Here is a 1,542-nt window from a genome sequence, read left to right on the forward strand (position 1 = left end):
GGAGCCGTGGGCCGCGAGCGGAAGACTGCGCAGCGACAGTGCGCTCGGCGCCGGCAGCGCTCCGTGGGCCGCCTCGACGCGGAACGACTGGAGCAAGTACGCCACCAGACGCCGGGACGCGGCACGGTCATCCGGCAATGCGGTGACCAGACCGCAGTGGGACAACAGGGCCACGGCAAAGTCGGAGGGGTGGAAGTCGGCCCGCAGCACGCCAGCCGCCTGAGCCCTGCGGACCAGGGTCATGAAGTCCCGCTCGGCCTGTTCCCGTACCTGCGCGTGTTCTCGCGTGCTGTCCGGAAAGGCCGCGACGAACGCGGCCGGGAAGCCCCGTTCCTCCCGTTGTAGTTCGCAGACCGTCTCGACCAGTCGCTGGAAGCCCTGCCACGGATCAGGGTCGGCCAGCGCCTCGGTGAGCGCCCGAGCGCAGGTGTCCATCTGGTGCGCGAACGCGGCCCGCACCAGTGCGTCCCGCGTCGGGAAACGCCGGTACAGCGTCGCCACGCCGACCCCCGCCCGCCGGGCCACGGTCGCCATGGGCGCGTCGATGCCGTGCTCGGCGAAGACCACGCGGGCAGCCGAAAGGATGCGCCGCCGGTTGCGCCGGGCGTCCGCCCGCAGACTGTCCTGCCCCGCGATCCGAGAGGATTCCCCCACCGCTGTCTCTCACCTCCGGTCAAATGGACGATCTCGTCCGCTTGCCAGCCTACGCTCGGCGCCACGATCCCCCGCACGGCCACTGGTGGCGAAGGTGAGAACGCAACGATGGACGACCGCACAATGAAAGCCGTACTGTTCGACCGCTTCGGCGGCCCCGAGGTGCTGTATGTGGGCCAGGTGCCACGTCCCGGACCGGCACCCGGCGAGGTCCTCGTGCGCGTGTGCGCGTTCAGCGTGAACGGCGGCGAACTGGCGGCCCGTTCCGGGCGGGCCCGCCTCATCACCGGCCGGAAGTTCCCGCAGCGCATCGGGCTGGACTTCACTGGCGAGATCGCCGCACTCGGCACCGGCGCGACCGGCGTCGCGGTCGGCGACCAGGTGTGGGGCGTCCTGGGCCGCAGCTCCGGATTCGGTAGCGCCGCCGAGTACGTGACGGTACGGCCCGAGCGGCTCGGCCGGGTCCCGGACGGACTGGACCTCGTAGCCGCTGCCGCGCTGCCGGTGGCCACCACGGCCGTCACGGCCCTCCGCGACAAGGCCGCACTGCGCCCCGGCGAACGGCTGCTTGTACGGGGCGCGGCGGGCGGCGTCGGCAACGCCGCCGTCCAGCTGGGACAGGCGTACGGTGCCGAGGTCACGGCCCTGGCCCGCGCTGCCAACCTCGACTTCGTCCGTACGCTCGGTGCCCACCACGCCGTCGACCACCGGACCGTGTCCCCTGCGGAACTGGGGCTGTTCGACGTGGTCCTCGACACGGCGGGCACCGACCTGCGTACCGTACGGCGGATGCTGAAGCCGGGCGGACGCATGGTCACCATCGCCTTCGACCTGACGCGGCCCGCCGCCTCGCTGGGCTACATCGCGGCCAGCGCCGTCCACGGACGC

Annotated in this window: 2 protein-coding genes; one reads left to right on the plus strand and one right to left on the minus strand. The window is 72.4% G+C overall.

The genetic code is table 11. The features are described from left to right. A partial coding sequence (locus tag EHS43_RS44300; protein ID WP_148104330.1) for a TetR/AcrR family transcriptional regulator occupies nt 1-654 on the minus strand: 654 nt, incomplete at its 3' end. Between the two features lie 108 nt (nt 655-762). Here EHS43_RS44300 and EHS43_RS44305 point away from each other — a divergent pair. Further along, a partial coding sequence (locus tag EHS43_RS44305; RefSeq protein ID WP_148104331.1) for an NAD(P)-dependent alcohol dehydrogenase occupies nt 763-1,542 on the plus strand: 780 nt, incomplete at its 3' end.

Source organism: Streptomyces sp. RP5T, assembly GCF_003933965.1.
Classification (GTDB): Bacteria; Actinomycetota; Actinomycetes; order Streptomycetales; family Streptomycetaceae; genus Streptomyces.